At 71.8% G+C, this 18932-nt stretch carries 15 protein-coding genes; 6 read left to right on the forward strand and 9 right to left on the reverse strand.

Going from position 1 to position 18932, the window contains the following annotated elements; translation table 11 throughout:
- Positions 1–46: 46 nt before the first annotated feature.
- The 6 genes from NOSIN_RS01425 to NOSIN_RS01450 all read right to left on the reverse strand — a co-directional run bounded on the left by NOSIN_RS01425 (position 47) and on the right by NOSIN_RS01450 (position 6328).
- A complete protein-coding gene (locus NOSIN_RS01425) occupies positions 47–1054 on the reverse strand; it encodes an oxygenase MpaB family protein (RefSeq protein WP_077689002.1) in 1008 nt (335 codons plus the stop codon).
- Between the two features lie 250 nt (positions 1055–1304).
- A complete protein-coding gene (locus tag NOSIN_RS01430) occupies positions 1305–1886 on the reverse strand; it encodes a GTP-binding protein (protein WP_077689003.1) in 582 nt (193 codons plus the stop codon).
- Positions 1867–2307 carry a DUF742 domain-containing protein gene (locus NOSIN_RS01435; RefSeq protein WP_077689004.1) on the reverse strand — a complete coding sequence of 147 codons (441 nt, stop codon included), beginning with the start codon at positions 2305–2307 and terminating at the stop codon, positions 1867–1869. The genes NOSIN_RS01430 and NOSIN_RS01435 overlap by 20 nt, the downstream gene beginning before the upstream one ends.
- Positions 2308–2315: 8 nt before the next feature.
- Complete coding sequence (locus NOSIN_RS01440; protein ID WP_077689005.1) at positions 2316–2771, reverse strand: roadblock/LC7 domain-containing protein; 456 nt, start codon at positions 2769–2771, stop codon at positions 2316–2318.
- A 2-nt stretch (positions 2772–2773) separates the two neighbouring features.
- Entirely contained in the window at positions 2774–5359 is a 2586-nt protein-coding gene (locus NOSIN_RS01445; protein WP_269087582.1) for a nitrate- and nitrite sensing domain-containing protein, read from the reverse strand.
- Between the two features lie 573 nt (positions 5360–5932).
- Positions 5933–6328 (reverse strand): DUF3592 domain-containing protein, encoded by a 396-nt coding sequence (locus NOSIN_RS01450; protein ID WP_077689007.1) that lies wholly within the window; start codon positions 6326–6328, stop codon positions 5933–5935.
- Between the two features lie 233 nt (positions 6329–6561).
- Here NOSIN_RS01450 and NOSIN_RS01455 point away from each other — a divergent pair, with 233 nt between their 5' ends.
- Positions 6562–7356 carry an endonuclease V gene (locus tag NOSIN_RS01455; RefSeq protein ID WP_077693337.1) on the forward strand — a complete coding sequence of 265 codons (795 nt, stop codon included), beginning with the start codon at positions 6562–6564 and terminating at the stop codon, positions 7354–7356.
- Between the two features lie 111 nt (positions 7357–7467).
- On the opposite strand, the gene NOSIN_RS01460 is transcribed toward NOSIN_RS01455, so the two are convergent.
- On the reverse strand, positions 7468–8907 hold the full coding sequence (locus tag NOSIN_RS01460) for a GuaB1 family IMP dehydrogenase-related protein (RefSeq protein ID WP_077689008.1): 1440 nt from the start codon (positions 8905–8907) through the stop codon (positions 7468–7470).
- 235 nt (positions 8908–9142) lie between these two features.
- On the opposite strand from NOSIN_RS01460, the gene NOSIN_RS01465 reads away from it, so the two are divergent.
- Positions 9143–10081 carry a CDP-alcohol phosphatidyltransferase family protein gene (locus NOSIN_RS01465; RefSeq protein ID WP_077689009.1) on the forward strand — a complete coding sequence of 313 codons (939 nt, stop codon included), beginning with the start codon at positions 9143–9145 and terminating at the stop codon, positions 10079–10081.
- 117 nt (positions 10082–10198) lie between these two features.
- Here the strand turns inward: NOSIN_RS01465 and NOSIN_RS01470 are convergent, their stop codons facing one another.
- Entirely contained in the window at positions 10199–11365 is a 1167-nt protein-coding gene (locus tag NOSIN_RS01470) for an acyltransferase family protein (RefSeq protein WP_077689010.1), read from the reverse strand.
- 445 nt (positions 11366–11810) lie between these two features.
- On the opposite strand from NOSIN_RS01470, the gene NOSIN_RS01475 reads away from it, so the two are divergent.
- Entirely contained in the window at positions 11811–13670 is a 1860-nt protein-coding gene (locus tag NOSIN_RS01475) for an amidohydrolase (protein ID WP_077689011.1), read from the forward strand.
- 6 nt (positions 13671–13676) lie between these two features.
- Positions 13677–14480: a M48 family metallopeptidase gene (locus NOSIN_RS01480; protein ID WP_171986543.1), complete on the forward strand. Its 804-nt coding sequence runs from the start codon at positions 13677–13679 to the stop codon at positions 14478–14480.
- Between the two features lie 144 nt (positions 14481–14624).
- On the opposite strand, the gene NOSIN_RS01485 is transcribed toward NOSIN_RS01480, so the two are convergent.
- Positions 14625–16781 (reverse strand): elongation factor G-like protein EF-G2, encoded by a 2157-nt coding sequence (locus NOSIN_RS01485; RefSeq protein ID WP_077689012.1) that lies wholly within the window; start codon positions 16779–16781, stop codon positions 14625–14627.
- A 177-nt stretch (positions 16782–16958) separates the two neighbouring features.
- Between NOSIN_RS01485 and NOSIN_RS01490 the strand changes: the two genes are divergently transcribed.
- Together NOSIN_RS01490 and NOSIN_RS01495 are read left to right on the forward strand one after the other, a co-directional pair.
- Positions 16959–18113, forward strand: a complete 1155-nt coding sequence (locus NOSIN_RS01490; protein ID WP_077689013.1) for a CPBP family glutamic-type intramembrane protease — start codon at positions 16959–16961, stop codon at positions 18111–18113.
- A gap of 17 nt (positions 18114–18130) precedes the next feature.
- Positions 18131–18922, forward strand: coding sequence for an alpha/beta hydrolase (locus tag NOSIN_RS01495; protein ID WP_077689014.1), 792 nt, complete (start codon positions 18131–18133; stop codon positions 18920–18922).
- The last annotated feature ends 10 nt before the right edge of the window (positions 18923–18932 follow it).

The following is an 18932-nucleotide window of genomic DNA, read 5'->3' on the forward strand; positions in this document are numbered from 1 at the left end:
CCCGGGTGTGGCCGGGGGCTCGGCCGGCCGCGTGCGGCGCGGGGGCTTACTCCTCCGCGGCTCGGGGAGCCGCCGCGGTGTCCGTGCCACCGGAGGGGGCGGGGTCGGGAGGGGACGCCGGAGCCACGGCCTGGCCCGGTGCGGGCACGTGGGCGCCCGTGGCCGCGACCTTCCGGGTGGCCATGTCGTGCGGGACCGGGCAGCCCTGGGGGAAGGTGCCGATCCGGGAGGGGTCGTAGCCGCCGGGGTAGCTGCGGATGTTGGGACTCTGGCGGGCCCAGCGCGGCTCCTCGCGCGGCCTCATCCGGCGCACGACCCCGGCGCGCAGCTTCAGCGCGGCGTCGCTGAGCCTGCGCCAGGCGGCCGAGGGCTCGGGGTAGTCGAAGGCCCGGATGAGCCGGTCGTCGAGCAGCGCCTTGGTGAAGGGGCGGACCAGGGGCCGCTGCCAGGCCGGATAGAAGTTCACCATCAGGTCGAGGGTGGAGTCGGAGACCGCGCGCCCGCCCTCGGTGTAGGCGAAGTGCTCGTCCTCGTAGGAGTCCATGAGGTCGCGGAACCGCTCGTAGGTCTCGGGGATGTCCTTGATCCCCATGTGCCTGCCGAGTTTGCGGTAGTAGTTCGTGGACGCGGCGATCTCGTGGCCGGTCAGTCTGCGCCAGCCGTATCCGTAGTCGTTGAGCCAGCGCACGGGCATGACCACGAACGTGCTCAGGACGTAGCGGTAGTCGTCGTTGCTGATGTCGTAGGAGCGGTGCATCTGGTTCATACGGCGCAGCGCGTCCCGGCCGCGACCGGGGCCGAAGCCGTGCTCCATGATGTCGTTGAGGATCAGCGCGGTGTCGTCGTAGCGGTGCTGCGTGCGTTCGGTGAACTCGCGTGTGTGCGCCAGCAGTTCGCCGACGCTGGGCACGGCGTAGGTGCGGTACAGGGCCAGGCCCAGTGCCTGCTCGATGTCCCATGGGAACTCGTGGCTGCCGAGGATGCGCACGATCTGCTCGCAGTCGGCCTCGGCGTCCAGAGCGTGGATCCGTTCGTACCACTCGAACCGCTTCATGGAGAACTCCAGTCACCTTCGTATGGGCCCGCCCCAGACGGGTCCATGGTCTGCGGGTGGATGGCGCCCGACGGCGTCCCACGGGGCGCACTTTACCTGGAAGGCCCTTGTGTACAGCGGTTCCGGGGTTCAAACCTTGTCCGAAACCCCGGTGCGTGTCCGGAATGTTCTCTTTTATGCGGTTACGTCCTTGGTGCACAAAAGAGGGGGTTCGGGGCCGCGGCCCCGAACCCCCTCCAGCGCACGTGTGTCAGGCGGCCATCTGCTCGGCCACCCGGTTGATCAGCGTCACCAGCACGTTCTTGGACGACTCGCGGTCCCGCGCGTCGCACAGCGCCACCGGGATCGCCGGATCCAGGCTCAGCGCGCTGCGGACCTCGTCCACCTCGTAGGTGTGGGCGCCCTCGAAGCAGTTCACCGCCACCACGAAGGGCACGCCCCGCCGCTCGAAGAAGTCCACCGCGGCGAAGCACGTCTCCAGGCGCCGGGTGTCGGCGATGACCACCGCGCCCAGAGCGCCCTCCGACAGCTCCTCCCACATGAACCAGAAGCGCTCCTGCCCGGGCGTGCCGAACAGGTACAGCACCAGGGTGGGGTTGATGGTGATGCGGCCGAAGTCCAGCGCCACGGTGGTGGTCGTCTTGGACTCCACCCCCGACAGGTCGTCGACCCCGTAGCTGGCCTCGGTCATCACCTCCTCGGTGCTCAGCGGCGCGATCTCGCTGACCGATCCGACCAGTGTGGTCTTACCGGCCCCGAAACCTCCCGCAACCAGGATTTTCAGGGCGGCCGGAACGGGCGCCTGCGTGTCGTCAGAGTCGTTGGATGCCATCGAGAACCGCCTGGAGTACGTCCCGGCTCACCGGGCTCTTCGCTGTGTAGGGGGCGCGGGCCAACGCGAGGCCGCGGTTGAGGAGGTCGCTCAGCAAAACCTTGACCACGGCCACCGGGATGTCCAGGTGCGCGGACACCTCGGCGACCGACTGGGGGCGGCGGCACAGCTCCAGGATGCGGACCTGTTCCGGTTCCAGGGCCATCTCGTCGACCTCGGCGCGCTTGGCCGCGATCACCACGCTGATCATGTCCAGTTGGACGGTGTCCGCGTGGTCGCGTCCCTGCGCGATCACGTACGGGCGGACGAGTGGTCCGGCTTCCTGCGCTCCGGACGCGCCCTCGTCGTATCCGCCGACCGCGTCACGGTGCGGAAGGCCGTGCGGTATCCCGTCGGGTGGCAACTCGCTGTGCGCTTGCATGACGTCCCCTAACGTGTGGATTCCCCGGAAGCGCCCTCATGCCTGGGCGCGGCGTCCAGATAGCGGCCCACCTGCTCGACCAGGACGTTCATCTCGTAGGCGATGAGGCCGACGTCGGAGCTCTCCTCGGCCAGCACCGCCAGGCACGCGCCCCGTCCGGCGCCGGTGACGAACAGGTACGCGTTCTCCATCTCCACCACGGTCTGGAGCACCTCTCCGCCGCCGAAGTGGCGTCCGGTGCCCCGGGCCAGGCTCTGGAACGCGGACGCCACCGCGGACAGGTGCTCGGCGTCCTCCTTGACGAGCTCGTGGGAGTGCCCGATCAGGAGGCCGTCGGCGGACAGCAGGATCGCGTGCCGGGACCCCACCGCGCGATCGAGCAGTTCGTCCAGCAGCCAGTTGATGTCCTTCTTGCCCGCGCCGCTTCCACTGTCGCGCTGGGCGTTCTCGGGAGTACTCGTCACGGTTACGCGTCCTTGTCGGTGTCGTTGGTCTGCTGCTTGCCTTCGCGCCGTCCGCGGTCGGTTCCCTTCTGGAACGCGGACATGTTCCGGCGCAGGCGCGCCAGCCGCTCCGCGCTGCCCGGAGCCGTTCCCTGGGAGGGCGTGCCACCGGCCGCGGGCCCGCTCCGGGTGTCGGTCTCGGGCTCGGTCGCCAGCTGCGGGGCCAGGTTCTCCTGGGGACGCCGCTTGGGCAGCGGCGGGCGTCCCCCGCCGGCCGGGACCGTGGCGGGCGGTTCGGCACCGGAGTCAGCGCCGGGGCTGGGAACCGCGCTGATGGTCGGGGTCCGGGTGGGAAGGGAGGGCCGGTCGCCGTTCGGGTCCGAGTCCAGGAGGTCGTCGCCGTGGGACGGCTCGCTCCCGGGACCGGGGACCGGGCGGACCTCGGGGGCGGGCGCCGGGCGGACCTCGGCCTCCTCCTCGGCCGGGGCGTCCTCGTGCCGGGTGTCCTCGGCGGGCGCGGACACCGTCGTCAGAACGGGCTTGGTGCCCTTGCCGGACTCCAGCTCACCGGGCGCGTGGCGGGGGACCCCGTTCACCTCCCAGGTGTCCTCGCCGTCGTCCTCGGTGGCGGTGAGCGGGGCGCGCTCCCCGGAGATCAGCTCGTGCGGAAGCAGGACGATCGCCTGCACGCCCCCGTACGGCGAGGGGCGCAGGTGCACGCGGATACCGTGGCGGTGCGCCAGGTGCGAGACCACGAACAGGCCGAGGCGCATCTTCTCGTTGAGGCGCATCACGTCGAACTCGGGTGGGTTGGCCAGCAGCTCGTTCGCCGACTCGAGCTCGCTCTCGGTCATGCCCAGGCCGCGGTCCTCGATCTCGATCGTCACGCCGTTGGGGACGTCGTCACTGCTCAGACGCACGTGCGTGTGCGGCGGGGAGAACATCGCGGCGTTGTCGACCAGCTCGGCGACCAGGTGGATGACGTCGGCGACGGCCGGGCCGTTGAGGTGGACGCGGGCGATCCGCTCGCGCTTGACCCGGGTGTAGTCGCCGGACTCGGAGATGGCGCCGCGCAACACGTCGATCAGCGGCATCGGGCGGTGCCAGGTGCGGCCCGGTGCCTCGCCGCCCAGGATGAGCAGGTTCTCGGCGTTGCGGCGCGAGCGGGTGGCCAGGTGGTCGAGCTTGAACAGCTGGGAGAGCTGCTCCGGGTCCTCCTGCTCGCGCTCCATCCGGTCCAGCAGGCGCAGTTGGCGGTGGACCAGGGTCTGGCTGCGGTGCGCGATGTTGAGGAACACGCGGTTGACGCCCTGGCGCAGCTCGGTCTGCTGCACCGCCTCCTGGACGGCGGCGCGCTGGGCGGTGTTGAACGCCTTGGCGACGTCGCCGATCTCGTCCTCGTCGGTGGCCAGGCCCGGCAGTGCGGCCTCGGTGTCCACGCGCTCGCCCCGGTGCAGGCGGCGCATGAGCTCGGGCAGGCGCTGCTCGGCCAGGTCGTTGGAGTCGTCGCGCAGACGCAGCAGGCGCCTGGTGAGCGCCTCCGAGGAGCGGCGTGCCAGCAGGAAGGCGCCCACGGTGACGGCGGCGATGCCGAGGCTGCCGGCGATGGCGACCAGCACGGCCTGGTTGGCGGCCTCGCGGGTCGTCTGGGCCGCGTACAGGGCCTCGTCGGCGCCGATGGCGGTGAGCTCGGAGAGCACGTGGTCGTAGGCCTCGGACCACTCGGTGGAGTTCACCGGCATGGACAGGTCCTCGACCTCTGTGGGCACCAGGGTGACGGGGTCGGTGACCGTCTCGGTGGTGACCTGGCGGTCGATGATCGCCTGCTGCATCTCCTGTAGCCGCTGGTACTCGGGGCTCGCGAGCAGCGTCTCGAGGCGCTCCTTCTGGCCCTCGCCCTCCAGGTAGTGGCCGTTGGCCGCGAGGAAGCTCTCGTAGGAGCCGACCAGCTCGGTGAACCTGCGCTGGTCCTCCCGGGTGAGCTCGTCGTTGGCGAAGGCGCGGGCGATCTGGCCGTCGACCTGCGAGAGCAGGTCCACGGTGCGGAACATGTAGGTCGCGGTGAAGCCCGGGTTGACCGCGTCCGGGCCGTTCAGGCCCTCACGGGCCTGGCTGTCGAAGCTGTCGGCGCCGTGGAGGATCAGCTCGTTGTAGTAGTCGAGGACCTCTTTCCTGGACGCCTCGCCCCTGTCGACCGACTCGCGCATCGCGCCGATCTCGCCGTACCGCATGTGCAGCATCTCGATGTGGTGGCCGCTCTCACCGGGAGCGATGTCGGCGAAGCCGATCAGCTCCCCGATGACCGTGCCCAGGGAGGCGTCGGTGTGGTTGCGCGCCTCGGCCAGCTGCCGTTCCAGCTCGGCGTCGTCGGGGTGCTCGAGGAAGGCGATCGTGTGCGACCGCTCCTGCATCGCGTCCACGAGGCCGACGGCGGACGGGGTGACCAGGTCGTCGGTCGCCTTGGCCCGAATGAGCTGCATGACCGCGTCACCGGTGAGGGCGAGGGTGAGGATCAGCCAGAGCACCACCAAGGCGGTGGTGGGAATCATGACCATTGCGCGGATACGGGCGGTGATCGTCCGCCTGCGTCGCTTGGGTACTGCCTGCACGGTTCTCCTGTCGATCCGCGTCTGGAGTCTGGGTCGGGGTGCGGTGCGGGGCCGCGGGCGCCGGGTGCCGGGGGATCCGGCACTTCTCGGCCCGCTGAGCGCGGCCTCCTGCCCCGCGGGGCGGCGTCCGTCGGGGGTTCTCGACGCGGGACGTACCGCAGGGTAACCACAAACACGGCATTTCGGCGTGGGGATCGTATCTCGCCGATGAAACGCTGAAATATCCGGGTGAGGAAGCAGTCTGCCACGAAGGACGAGAATGTCCACTTCCTCGATGGATGGTAGAGGTGTTGTCCCCTGTGAACCATTGTGACAATAGGGCAAAGGTCACATAAGGCAAAGAGGATGCGCAACCCCTGCTCCGCGCGGTCGCCGCCGTCGGCTTGCTCAGGGATCCGGACGGGCGGGATGTCCGCGTTCGGCCCGCACACCGTCGTGAAGCGTACTAGCGTTGCGATCCGGGGCCGAGCGCGGCGACGCCGCCACAGGACGGGGGAGGCGCCGTGGGCCGGCCGTTCGGCGGGGGACGGACCGCCGCGGAGGCGGTGGCCCCGGCCCGTCCCGCCCCGCCCGTCAGCGCCACTCCAGGTAGCCCAGGAACAGCCCCGTGAACACCAGGACCGCGCCCAGACCCCCGAACAGCCCCCGTACCCAGTGCGACAGCCACGGCCCGGACACGATCCGGGCCACCGCGGGCCGGTCGGGGTCGTAGGCGACGGTCACGATCTCCCCGGCGCGGGAGGCGGTCCACCCGGTGTTCTCGTGCTCGGCGTGGACCTCCTCGCCCTCCTCGGTACGGAACTGCACGATCATGCGCGAGGCCGTGGAGGTCTCGTGGTAGCCGATCACCCGGGCCTTGGCGCGCGCCCCGTGGCGGACCAGGCGCAGTTCGAGGCGGGTGTCGCGCGCCACCACCCAGAGGATGACCACCCCTGCCAGAAGGGGGAGCAGGGGGTACAGGTGGACCATCGTGGGGTGTCCTCTCAGACGTCCTCGGAGCTGGTTCGGTGCGGGCGGCGCCGGACGGCCTCTCGCCGACCGCGCACCGGCTGGTCGGGGACGTCCGTGTTCGATCGGTCCCATTCTGCCCGGACGGGGTCGGGCGTGCCACGCGCGGCGGGTAGGCGGGTGGAGCAGCCGCGCGGGGACGGGGATGGGGTTGGATGGAGGGCGCGGACCACCGGACGAACGGGAGGATCAGGGTGTCAGAGATCTCTGAGCGGGTCGCACGGGTCCTGGACGACCCCGAGCACTGGCCCGACGACCCGAAGGAGGCCGTCGCGCTCCAGCGGCGCATGGCCGACCGGGTGCGCGAGGAACCGCTGGACGTGGACTCGGTGCGGCTGGTGGCCGGACTGGACGTCAGCTACGCCAAGGACAACACGGCGCTCTCGGCGGCGGCCGTGGTCATGGACATCCGGACGATGGAGGTGGTCGAGTCCGCCACCATCTCCTCCGAGCCGTCCTTCCCCTACATCTCGGGGCTGTTCGGGTTCCGTGAGTCCCCGCCGGTCCTGGAGGCGCTGGGCCGGTTGAAGGTGACCCCCGACGTGTACCTGTGCGACGGCTTCGGCCTCGCGCACCCGCGCCGCTTCGGGGTCGCCTGCCACCTGGGGGTCCTGCTGGACCTGCCGGTGGTGGGGTCGGCCAAGTCGGTGCTCTACGGCAAGCACAGCGTGCCCGGGAACGAGAGGGGGTCGTGGACGCCCATGGTCGCCGGGCGCTCGGAGGTGGTCCCCGACTCCCGCGCGCTGGCCGAGCGGGGCAGCGAGGTCATCGGACGCGTGCTGCGCACCCGCGAGGGCGTCAAACCCGTCTACGTGTCCGTCGGCCACCGCGTGGACCTGGAGGGCGCGACCGAGCTCGTGCTGCGGATGTCCCCCAAGTACCGGGTGCCCGAGCCGGTACGGCACGCCGACCGGCTGTGCGGCGAGCACCGCAAGGCGGTACTCGCCGAGAAGGAGGCCCGGGAGGCGGGCCCGGCCGGGGACCGGTAGCCGTGGCGCCCCGGGACGGGTGGTCCACACCCCCGACCCGGTCCCGACCCGGCCCCGGCCCGACCTGGCCCCGCCCCGGCCGAGCCCGCGAGGGCGCAGAGGGCACGTCCTCTACCAACTGGTGGGAACCGGGCGCCCCTCGTTGTAGCCGGCGGCGCTCTGCACGCCCACCACGGCGCGCTCGTGGAACTCCGCCAGCGAGGTGGCGCCCGCGTAGGTCATCGAGCTGCGCACACCGGCGATGATCTGGTCGATCAGGTCCTCCACGCCCGGACGCTCCGGGTCCAGGTACATGCGTCCGGTGGAGATGCCCTCCTCGAACAGGGCCTTGCGGGCCCGCTCGAAGGGGGAGTCCTCGGAGGTGCGCAGGCGGACCGCGCGGGCCGACGCCATGCCGAAGCTCTCCTTGTACTGCCCGCCCTCGGCGTCGCGCATGACGTCGCCCGGCGACTCGTAGGTGCCCGCGAACCAGGAGCCCACCATCACGTTGGACGCGCCCGCCGCCAGGGCCAGGGCCACGTCGCGCGGGTAGCGCACACCGCCGTCCGCCCACACGTTCCTGCCCAGCTCACGCGCGGCCTCGGCGCACTCCAGCACCGCGGAGAACTGCGGTCGGCCGACCGCGGTCATCATGCGGGTCGTGCACATCGCGCCCGGGCCCACACCGACCTTGACGATGTCGGCGCCCGCCTCGATCAGGTCGCGGGTGCCCTGCGCGGTGACGACGTTGCCCGCCACGATCGGCACCCGGGGCTCCAGCGAGCGCACCTTGGCGACCGCGGCGATCATCTTCTCCTGGTGGCCGTGCGCGGTGTCGATCACCAGGGTGTCCACACCGGCGGCCAGCAGCTCGGCGGCCTTGCCCACCACGTCGCCGTTGATGCCGACGGCGGCGGCCACCCGCAGGCGGTTCTCGGAGTCCACGGCGGGCGTGTACAGGGTGGACCGCAGCGCGCCGGTGCGGGTGAGCACGCCCACCAGGGCGCCGTCGCCGTCCACGACCGGTGCCAGCCGGTGCCGGAAGTCGTGCAGTGTCCCGAACGCCTCACGCGGCTCGGTGTCCACACGGATGGTCAACAGTTCGGTGGACATCACGTCGCGAAGCTGCGCGAAGCGGTCGACACCGGCGCAGTCGGCCTCGGTGACCACACCGACCGGGCGGCGGCCCCCGTCGACCACGATCACGGCGTTGTGCGCGCGCTTGGGCAACAGGTTGAGCGCCTCACCGACGGTGCTGGCGGGGTTGAGCGTGATGGCGGTGTCGTGGACCAGGTGCCGCTGCTTGGTCCAGGAGACGACGTCGGCGACCACCTCCAGGGGGATGTCCTGCGGGATGACCGCGATCCCGCCGCGCCTGGCGACGGTCTCGGCCATCCTCCGTCCGGCGACCGCCGTCATGTTCGCCACCACCAGCGGGATGGTGGTGCCGGTGCCGTCCGACGACGACAGGTCCACGCTGAGCCGGGAGCCCACGGCGCTGCGGCCCGGGACCATGAACACGTCGCTGTAGGTCAGGTCCTGCTGGGGTGCCTGGTCGTTCAGAAAACGCAATGCCTCATACCTTGGTCGAGACCGCAGGGGGTGGACCGTCCGCCTGTGACCGCGCGCGACCGCCCGTTGATCCCCCTCTTACCAGTCAAGTATGCCGTCATCGATTAGGTCGGGCGACCTCCGATCTGGCATGATGACTCGATTCCCGCCGACACAGCCCTTCTCCACGCCCTCGTCAGCGCGTCTTCGAGCGCCGGGGGCCTTCGTGTGGAAGGGGCCTTCCTGGAGAGCCCGCATGCCGCGTTTCACGTTCGCGCAAGTCAAGGAAGAGACCTACAAGGCGAAGGACGCCTGGTGGACGGTCTTCCTGGTGGATCCCCTGGCCGGTCGCCTGGTCGTCTGGACGGCGAACCGCACCGGCGTCACCCCCAACCAGCTGACGCTGGGCGCGGGGATCCTCGGTCTGTTCTCCGCGCTGTGCTTCGTCGCACCGGCCCTCGTCGCGGGCGGCGGCTGGCCCTGGCTCCTGCTGGGCGCCCTGCTGTTCCACCTCAGCTTCGTGCTGGACTGCATGGACGGCAAGATCGCCCGGCTGAAGGGCACCGGTTCGGTCTTCGGCACCTGGGTCGACTTCGTCTTCGACCGCATCCGCTTCTTCGGCTGCGTGATGGCCCTGCTGATCGGCCAGTGGGCCGTCACCGGGAACGCCGCCTACCTGGTCGTGGCGCCGGTCGTGGTCTTCTTCGACCTGCTGCGCTACCTCAACGGCTCCCAGGTCGCCAAGACCCGTAGGGGCATGCAACAGACCCTCGCCGAGCTGACCGGCGACACCGACCGGTTGGCCGGCATGGGCGACGCCGACCCCGAGGACGACGAGATGGGGGAGGCCCCCGACCGCCCGGACGCCCCGGCTCCGACCGGCTTCTACCCGCGTGTGCGCGACATGCTCCTGCGGCACCGGGTGCGCCCGCACCTGTTCAGCGGCATCGAGTTCGAGATGTTCCTGTGCGTGGTGGCGCCGGTGACCGTGCTGGTCGCCTTCGTCACGCCGCTGAACAGCCTGATCATCCCGGTCGCGGTGTTCTCCGTCCTGGCGCTGGCCTTCTTCGAGTGCGTCCTGGTGCTGCGGCTGTGGAAGGAGACGCGTCGCTTCGAGAAGCGCCGCCGCGAGCTGCTCGCCTCGGGGGCCGTTCCCGGCGCGGTCCCCGGAGCGGACGCGTCCGGCGGAAGCTGATCCCGCCGGCCACGGACCGGGCGGGAAGCGGTGAGGGGCGGTGCGCTTCGGCGCACCGCCCCTCACCGCTTCCCGCCCTCCTGCGTGTCGTCGGGGAGCAGGGGTCCGGGGACCGGATCAGACTCCGGCCCTCTCCCTCTCACCGCTTCCGGTGCCGGAGCGCCCGCCGCCGGGGGCACCCCCGGCCTCCTTGGCCTCGCGCAGCACGGAGTCCTCCCGGAGGAACCACGTCAACTGCGGTTCCACCGCCCACCGCATGCTCGCGCGCACCCACGGGGTGCACAGCAGCAGCGTCAGGCCCATGCCGAAGGCGAGCATGACGACCATCTCCGTCGCTCCGGACATGAGGCCGTACCACGGAGAGGCCTGGAGCAGGACGATGACCGCCGAGTGGCCCAGGTACACGTACAGGGTGTAGGCGCCCAGCGCCGTGAACCACGTTCGCTGCTTCGGGACCAGCGCGAGCACGGCGAAGGTCATCACCAGGGCGAGGACCATGAAGGCCACCCGCACGCCCAGGCTGGGCAGGAGCGGGTCGATGTCCCGGTCGGTGAGGCTGCTCTCCCAGAAGAGCCAGGACCGGCTCATGTTGCCGGAGATGGGCACGGCCAGCATCGCCGTCACACCCAGGACCAGCACGGACGCGATCCGCACCCACAGCCTGTCCAGGTGGGCGAAGTGCTCGCGCCGCAGGGTCAGGCCCAGGACGAAGAACGGCAGGAAGCTGAGGACGCGTCCCAGCGAGAGCGTGTCGCCGAGTGCGGCCGTGGAGGCGAACACCGAGATGGCGACCGCGATGAGCACGGGCCAGCGCAGCCGCTGCCAGATCGGCACGCTCAGGCGCCACAGGAAGAGGGCGACCAGGAACCACAGGGCGTAGGTCGGCTGGAGCAGCGACAGGGACTCGGGCGGCCCGCCGCGATCGACGGTGTGGACGGCCTGGTGGATCGTCCAGAAGATCAGGTAGGGCACCGCGAGCGTCAGGACCAGCTTCTCCACACGCTTCGGCGAGGCGTCGAAGGACCGTGAGAGGTAGCCGCTGATCAGGATGAACGCGGGCATGTGGAAGAAGTAGATCCAGTAGTAGAGGGTACGGGCGGGCCCGTATTCGTCCAGTGGACCGATCGAGTGGCCGATGACGACCAACGCGATCAGGACGAACTTGGCGTTGTCCAGGCGGGCGTCACGGCCGGGGGGCCGGGACGCCGTACCCGTCTTCTTGTCCGTGGTCGGGACGGTCGCGCCCTGTCCTGGCTCCGGACTCCGGTCTGCCGGACTGGTCATGGGTGAGGCCACGAGTGGACTCCGAGGTCTTCGGCTTCTGGGGCGTGTGCGTATTCTCCCTGGCCGTGTGCGCTGGTCAGGGGCACGTACGGGGTGGTGCCGCGTGGCGCGCGAGGGGGACACCGCGAGTTCGGACGAGTGAACATGTGCTGCGTTACCTTACTGTGATGTAGCAAGGGATGCCAGCGGTTCCTCCGTGCTTGGTGGAAAGTCGCCGAACTTTCGCCTCGCTCGGCGCGAAGCCGGGGCGTGCGAGGCACGTGTGATGTGAGCGGTTCGGCGGGGGATTGCTTTCCGTGCTCAGACCTTAACCTACGCGTGACACTGTGGCGCACCGTGGGTGAACGTGCCAGTGTGTGCCCGCGGGAGAGGCGCAGATAGGCTGTGCCGTCAGACGGGTGCCCGCTGGGGCAGCTCCGACCCGGCCGAGATACGGAAGAAGGCGGTGGAAGCCGTGCCGCACGCGGTGGACCCCGACCGTGCCGCCCAGCACGGGAACGTGGTCATGCGACTCCTGGACGAACTCTTCCCGCTCGTGGAGGGGTTCTACGTCGACCTGCACAAGAACCCCGAGCTCTCCCACGCCGAGCACCGCACCGCCAGCGGTGTGGCCGAGTGGCTCACCCGGACCGGTTACGAGGTCCACAAGGGCGTGGGCGGCACCGGGGTGGTCGGCGTCCTGCGCAACGGCCCCGGCCCCACGGTGATGCTGCGCGCCGACATGGACGCGCTCCCCCTCCAGGAGAAGACCGGGCTGCCCTACGCCAGCACCACCCGTGCCGTCGACGACGGCGTTGAGGTCCCCGTCATGCACGCGTGCGGACACGACGCCCACACCGCCTGCCTGGTGGGGGCGGCCGACCTGCTCTCGGAGACGCGCGACGAGTGGTCCGGGACCGTGATGATCGTCGCCCAGCCGGGGGAGGAGACCCTCGACGGCGCGCAGGCCATGCTGGCGGACGGGCTGTTCGACCGGTTCGGCCGCCCCGACGTCATCCTCGGCCAGCACCTGGGCCCCCAGCCCGCCGGACTGATCTCCCACCGCGCCGGGGTCATCCTGGGCGCCGCCAGCTCCTACCGCGTACGCGTGTACGGCGAGGGCGGCCACGCCTCCCAGCCGAACACGACCGTGGACCCCGTGCTCATCGCCGCGAACATCGTCACCCGCCTGCAGGGCGTGGTCTCCCGCGAGATCAGCCCGAGCGAGATGGCGGTGCTCACCGTCGGCAGGATCCAGGCCGGGACGAAGGCCAACATCATCCCCGACGAGGCGTACCTGGAGATCAACACCCGGGCCCTGAACGACAACGTCTCCGCACAGCTGGAGGCCGCCATCGAACGGGTCGTGCGCGCCGAGGCGGCCGCCTCCGGAGCCACCCGCGAGCCCGACGTCGAGCGCTTCCAGAGTGCCGGGGTCACCTTCAACGACGCCCAGAGCACCGCCGACGTGGCCGCCGCGCACCACGCCTACTTCGGCGACGACTACGTCATCCACCTGCCCGATCCCTCCCCGGCGACCGAGGACTTCAGCTACTTCGGGCTGCCCGACGACCCGCAGCCCATCCCGTACGTGCTCTGGTTCGTGGGCGCCACCCCGCACGACGTGTGGGAGGCCGCGCCCGGCGACACCCCGTACGAGAAGATGGGCAACGTCCCCAGCAACCACTCGCCGTTCTTCGCGCCCGCCCGCGAGCCCACCCTGCGCGCCGGGCTCGCCGCGATCACCGTCGCCGCGCTGTCCTACCTGGGCCACCAGGACGACGGTGCGCCCGAGGCCCTCGGGGCCCCCGCGGGCACGGCCTTCCCCGGCCCGGCGCCCGAGGCCCCCGCGTACCCGTACGCGTCCACGGGCGACCCGGTCGAACCGCCGAGCGGCGCCCCGTTCGGCGCGTCCGCGCCGCAGGGCGACCCGTTCGCCGATCCGCTCTCGGACCCGCTCGGCCCGCCGCCGTCCGGCTCACCGGTGACCGGCCCGTCGGTTCCCCACCACGAGCCCAACGACGCCTACGACAGCGCCTACCTGTCGTCCTCCTGGCCCGCCCCGGAGGAGGACGGGGCCAGGTCCACCCACGACGCCGGCACGGACGCGGTGACGGGATCCCGGGACGAGGAGCTCCGCGGGGAGTGGGGCGACGACAAGGTCGAGGAGTCCACGCTGTCCGCCGACATGGCCGCGCTGCTGGACGAGGACGACCTCCCGCAGGGGCAGCGCCCGCCGCAGGGTCCGCCGTCCGGTCCGTCCTACGGCGGTCCGCCGCCCTCCGGGTCCGACGACGACCGGCCCGACTCCGACCGCCGCATCTGACCGCGGATGGGGGTCGCCTCCTGGCGGTGGGGTGACCGCCGCCTGCGCGGGTCGCTGCGCCATCCCCGGGAGATCCCCCTCCTCGTCATGTGCGTGGGGGTGACCCTGTTCACCGTGGCGGGCGCGCTCAGCCGCGCCTACTCCGGTGACCCGAACGAGCCGCTGCTGCTGCTCAGCATCCCCGTGCTCGTGTACTTCGTGCGAGGGCAGCTGTACGCGCGCCAGCGCGTCAACGGGGTGCGCATCACCGCGGAGCAGTTCCCCGAGGCGCACCGGATGGTGGCCGAGGCCGCCGCGGCGTTCAACATGCGCCACGTGCCCGAGGCCTACATCGTGCTGGGCAACGGCGTGCTCAACGCGTTCGCCTCGGGGCACGGGTTCCGCCGCTACGTGACCGTCAACAGCGACTTGTTCGAGGTGGGCGGGCGCCTGGCCGACCCCGACGCGCTGCGGTTCGTGATCGGCCACGAGGTCGGGCACATCGCCGCCGGGCACACGTCGTTCTGGCGGCAGTTCGGCATCTCGGTGGCGAACGTGATCCCCGGTGTGGGCACCACCCTGAGCCGGGCGCAGGAGTACACGGCCGACAACCACGCCCACGCGTTCTGTCCCGAGGGCGTGCAGGGCCTCCGGGTGCTCGCGGCGGGCAAGTACCTGTACCAGGACGTGGACTTCGACGACATCGCCGCGCGCGCCCACACCGACACCGACTTCTTCGTGCTGCTGGTCAACCTCCTGTCCAGCCATCCGGTGAACACGTTCCGGTTCGCCGCCCTCGCCGACCGCGGCAGGCCGGGCCGCGTTCTGTAGCCGCGCCCTCCGCTGGGCGGTGTTTCCTTGAGGCTCCGCCGCGCTTCGCCTCGTGCCCGGACGCCGCGGGTACGGGACCTCCGGCGGCCCCGTCGGCGCCCCCGCCGCCCCCAGCGGCGCAGGACCGAGTCCACCGAACGGAACCTAGCCCTGGGGGACGGGCAGTCTGTCGGCGACCTGCCGGGGCAGCGGCTCGTGGCGCAGGTAGTCGCGGGTGAACACCCCCGTGCCGTGCGAGACCGACCGCAGTTCCACCGCGTACCGGGTGATCTCCAGTTCCGGTACCTCCGCGCGCACCACCGCACGGCCGCCGTCGGCCGTCTCGGTCCCCACCACCCGGCCGCGTCGGGCCGACAGGTCGCTCATCACCGCGCCCAGGTAGGCGTCGTCCACCTCCACGCACACCTCGTCCACCGGCTCCAGCACCGCCAGCCTTCCGGCCTCCGCCGCGTCCTTCAGAGCCAGGCGGCCCGCCTTCTGGAAGGCCATGTCCGAGGAGTCCACCGAGTGCGCCTTGCCGTCGTAGAGCGTCACCCGGATGTCCACCAGCGGGTGGCCGGAGTGCACGCCGTCCGCCATCTGGGCGCGCACGCCCTTCTCCACCGACGGGACGAACTGGCGGGGCACGACCCCTCCCGTGATCTCGTCGACGAACTCCAGGCCCGCGCCCGGCTCCAGGGGCTCCACCCGGATCCGGCAGACGCCGAACTCGCCGTGTCCGCCGCTCTGCTTGACGTTGCGCCCCGTGCCCTGCGCCGGGACCGCGAAGGTCTCCCGCAGCGGCACGCGCACCTGGCCGGTCTCCACCCGTACCCCGTGGCGGTGCTCCAACCGGTCCAGCGCGGCGTCCAGGTGCGCCTCACCCAGGCTCCACAGCACCATCTGGTGGGTCTCGGGGTTCACCTCCACCCGCAGCGACGGGTCCTCCGCCACCAGCCGGGCCACCGCCCGCGACAGCCGGTCCTCGTCCCCGGGGGACGCGGCGGCCAGCGACACCGGCAGCAGCGGCTGCGGGAAGCGCCACGGCACCACCCGCAGCGGCCGGTCGGGATCGGAGAGGGTGTCGCCGGTGCGGGCGTCGGGCAGCTTCGCCACCAGGCACAGGTCACCGGCGACCACCCGGTCCACCGGGCGGTTCTCCCGGCCCAGCGGCACGGACAGCGGGCCCACGCGCTCGTCGTTGCCGGTGCGGTCCAGTTCGTCCGATCCGGCCAGCCCGCAGGGCACGCCGTGTCCGTGCAGGTGGACGCGGGTGTCGGGGCGCAGCGTCCCGGAGAAGACGCGTACCAGGCTCACCCGGCCCACGTACGGGTCGCTGGCGGTGCTGAGGACCTCCGCCACGAGCGGGCCGTCCGGGTCGCACGACATGCCCCGCACCGGTTTCCCGTCGGGTGCGACCACCGGCGGGAACGGGCCGCGGGTCGGATCCGGGCACGACAGCGGCAGCTCGCGCAGCAGTTCGCGCACGCCCACGCCCCGGACGGGGCTGGTGGCCAGGACCGGGTGGAAGCCGCCCGCCGCCACGGCCAGTTTCAGGTCGGCGATGAGCAGGTCGGGGTCGAGTTCGCCGCCCTCCATGTAGCGCTCCATGAGGGCCTCGTCCTCGCTCTCGGTGATGACCTCCTCGATGAGGGTCTCCCGGAGCGGGCCCGCCGTCTCGCACAGCCAGTCCGGCGCGGAACGCGGATCGGGGGCGCCGTCCCCGTCGGAGTAGTCGTAGTAGCGCTCGGAGACCAGCCCCCACACGCCGACCACGCGGCGGCCGTCCCCCGTGCCCTCCACCGCGGGGACGTAGGCGGGATGGACGCCCGGGCCGAACGCTTCCTGGCACTGGGCGACGACCTCGTCGTAGTCCGCGCGCGGGTGGTCGATCCTGGTGACGGCGACCGCCCGGGGCATGCCCACGGCGGCGCACTCCTCCCACAGCACGCGGGTGCGGCCGTCCACGCCGTCCAGGGCGGAGACGACGAACAGCGCGGCGTCGGCGCCGCGCAGCCCGGCGCGCATCGCCCCGATGAAGTCGGCGTATCCGGGGGTGTCCAGCAGGTTGACCTTCACGTCGCCGACCATGACCGGGTTGACGGTGAGGTGGACCGAGCGCCTCTGCCGGATCTCGACCTCGTCGTGGTCGCTGACGGTCGTGCCCTCCTCCACGCTGCCGGGGCGTCCGATCTCCCCGGCGGCCAGGAGCAGTGCCTCGACCAGGCTCGTCTTCCCGGCGCCGGACGGACCGACCAGCGCGATGTTGCGGATGTTCTGGGGCCTGTCGGCCCCCGGTACGCCTGCGGCTCGGTCTGCCATCCCTGCTACCCAGCCCTTCGGGGTCCGAGCGGTGGTCACGCGGGCCGGGCGTCACCGCCCGTGTTGTGACCTGTGACACTTCTACGGTCACCCTTCGCGGGCCGTACGGCAAGGGGTGGCCGGTGCTGAGATCCGGCATGTGCACTATGACTCGTTTCGGACCTCTACTATTGCCCCGTGCCATGGTCGGAGTCCCTCCCTCAGTTCAGCTTCGCCGGGACCGTTCTGACGGTCCTGCTGCTCCTCTTCGCCGCGCTCGGCGAACCCCTCCTCGGAAGGAGGACCTTCGCCTGGCTGTCCCGTAGACGCGACGGCGACGCGCGAGCACTCACGCTGGTGCACGCAGTCACGATGGGTGTCCACGTGCTGTGGGGCCTGGCGGTCCTCGGAGTCCTGCTGCTCTCGCCGGACCTCGCCGCGGCCGACCTGGGCCTGCGCGCGCCCCATGCCTGGGGGCCGATCGCCGGAGGCGCCGTCGGCGGCCTTCTGGCCCTGGCGGTGCTGTGGGTACTGGTCAACGGACTGCCGGAGAACCTGCCCGTGCTCGGTGCGGGCCGGGGCCGGGGCCGGGGCGGCGGCAGGAGGGGCCGGGGCTCCAGGGGTCCCGAGGAGCAGGCGGGACACGGAACGCGTGGCGGGCGCTCCTCCGGGCGCCGCAGGCGGCGCGCCCCGGACACGCGGGTCCTCCTGCCCGAACCCGAACGCGACCGCGGCCTGCTCGTACCGCGCGGCACCGTCGAGCGGGCGCTGGCCGCCGGCGTGTCCGTCACCGGTGGCGTGTTCGGGGAACTGCTCTACCGGGGACTGTTCATCGTCCTGGTGGCGAGCATGGGCGTGCCGCTGTGGATCGCCGCCGTGCTGTCGGTGGCGCTGTTCTCCGTCGCGCACCTCTACCAGGGCTGGTGGGGGCTGGTCAGCGCCGGCGCGTCGGGCACGCTGTTCACCGTTCTCTACCTGGGCACCGGAAGCGTCTGGGTGCCGGTCCTCGTCCATGTGGCGCTCAACCTGCGCTCCCTGGCCTTTCCCCCGGCCGCCGTCCGCGACGCCTGGGACCGGGGCTACGACGAGTACGGGGACGATGCCGCCGGGTACGACGCCGAGTACGACGACGGGTACGGGGAGGCGGGGTACGACGACGGCTACGAGGCGGCCGGATACGGGCCCCCGGCCCCCGGCCCCACCGCGTGGGACGGCGCGTACGCCCACGGTGACGCCCCCGGCTCCGGTGACATCCTCGGGGGCGGCCGGCGGTCCCGCCCCGACGAGTGGTCCGGCCACGGATACGGTGACGCACCCGGCACGGCGGGGCCGGGCTTCGACCCCCGGAACTGATCGGGCACGATGGTGGGGTGTCCGACGCCATTGACCATCCGCTCCCCCGGCCCCCGGAGGACCGCCACCGGCTGACCACCTCCGACGGGGTCGGCATCGACGCCGTACTCCTGCGCGGTGCCCGGCCCCGCGCCACCGCCGTGGTCGTCGCCAACGGGTTCACCGGCACCTACCGCAACCCCAACACCCGCGCCGTCGCCGAGGCGCTGCTGCCCGTCGGCGACGTGATGACCTTCGACTTCCGCGGCCACCACGGCTCCGGCGGGCTCAGCACCGTGGGCAACGAGGAGATCCACGACCTGGAGGCGGTCGTCGCCCGCCTGCGCGAACTCGGCTACACCTCCGTCTCCGTCGTGGGCTTCTCGATGGGCGCCGCCGTCGCGGTCCGGCACGCCGCCATCTACGGCGGGACGGCCGCGGTGGTCTCGGTCAGCGGCCCGAGCCGCTGGTACTACAAGGGCACGCGCAGCATGCGCCTGCTCCACCTCGGCATCGGCGGCCGCGTGGGCCGCCTCCTCCTGCGAGGCTTCCGCAAGGTCCGGGTCATCGACCAGGACTGGGACCCCCGGCCCGCCGAGCCGCGCGAGGTCGCCGGGGAGATCTCCCCGACACCGCTGCTGGTCGTGCACGGGGACGCCGACAGCTACTTCCCGGTCTCCCACGCCATCGCGATCCACGACGCGGCCCGGGAGCCCCGCGACCTGTGGATCATCCCGGGGATGGGACACGCCGAACGCGCCGTCACACCCGAGCTGGCCGTACGCGTCCGGGACTGGCTCGCGGAGAGGACCGGTCCCGCGGAGGGCTAGCGCGTGCCCG

Origin of the sequence: Nocardiopsis sinuspersici, assembly GCF_001998325.1 — a bacterium.
GTDB classification, from domain to species: Bacteria; Actinomycetota; Actinomycetes; order Streptosporangiales; family Streptosporangiaceae; genus Nocardiopsis; species Nocardiopsis sinuspersici.

What these genes read in the sequence shown, in the direction of transcription:
- NOSIN_RS01435 (WP_077689004.1), bottom strand. Translation starts at nt 2,307, where the DNA reads ATGCAAGCGCACAGCGAGTTGCCACCCGACGGGATACCGCACGGCCTT.
- NOSIN_RS01465 (WP_077689009.1), top strand. Translation starts at nt 9,143, where the DNA reads ATGCCGCGTTTCACGTTCGCGCAAGTCAAGGAAGAGACCTACAAGGCG.
- NOSIN_RS01480 (WP_171986543.1), top strand. Translation starts at nt 13,677, where the DNA reads ATGGGGGTCGCCTCCTGGCGGTGGGGTGACCGCCGCCTGCGCGGGTCG.
- NOSIN_RS01425 (WP_077689002.1), bottom strand. Translation starts at nt 1,054, where the DNA reads ATGAAGCGGTTCGAGTGGTACGAACGGATCCACGCTCTGGACGCCGAG.
- NOSIN_RS01450 (WP_077689007.1), bottom strand. Translation starts at nt 6,328, where the DNA reads ATGGTCCACCTGTACCCCCTGCTCCCCCTTCTGGCAGGGGTGGTCATC.
- NOSIN_RS01485 (WP_077689012.1), bottom strand. Translation starts at nt 16,781, where the DNA reads ATGGCAGACCGAGCCGCAGGCGTACCGGGGGCCGACAGGCCCCAGAAC.
- NOSIN_RS01470 (WP_077689010.1), bottom strand. Translation starts at nt 11,365, where the DNA reads ATGACCAGTCCGGCAGACCGGAGTCCGGAGCCAGGACAGGGCGCGACC.
- NOSIN_RS01430 (WP_077689003.1), bottom strand. Translation starts at nt 1,886, where the DNA reads ATGGCATCCAACGACTCTGACGACACGCAGGCGCCCGTTCCGGCCGCC.